The 370-nt window shown below is 41.6% G+C and carries 1 protein-coding gene; it reads left to right on the forward strand.

The annotated features are described in order from the left end of the window. The coding region (locus tag AB4589_RS25235; RefSeq protein ID WP_372101940.1) for a DUF1640 domain-containing protein at window positions 1–347 on the forward strand (347 nt) is incomplete at its 5' end. Between the last annotated feature and the right edge of the window lie 23 nt (window positions 348–370).

The following is a 370-nucleotide window of genomic DNA, read 5'->3' on the forward strand; positions in this document are numbered from 1 at the left end:
TAAATAAGGTTTCTATTATGTCTGAATCAAGCAAAGTCACATTAAGCGTTGAAGAGCTGATCAACCTAACCGCGCATGCTGCCACTCAAGAGCAGTTAAATGATACGCGTAAAGAACTCGATCAGAAGATCGAAGCGGTTCGTCATGACCTTTCAGATAAAATTGAAGCGGTTCGTAATGAGCTGAAGTCTGAAATTCAGGGTGTTCGTAATGAGCTGAAATCTGATATCCAAGGGGTTCGTAATGAAGTGAGTTCCGTTAAAAACCTCATTATTGCAACAGCCTTCGCGATGATTGCGACGGTAGCCGGTGCCGCGTTTTGGGTTGGTAGTCATATCAACGTTTAATGTTCAAATATGTTTTCTGAAAT

The organism is Vibrio sp. 10N.222.49.A3, assembly GCF_041475145.1.
Lineage (GTDB): Bacteria > Pseudomonadota > Gammaproteobacteria > Enterobacterales > Vibrionaceae > Vibrio > Vibrio tasmaniensis_A.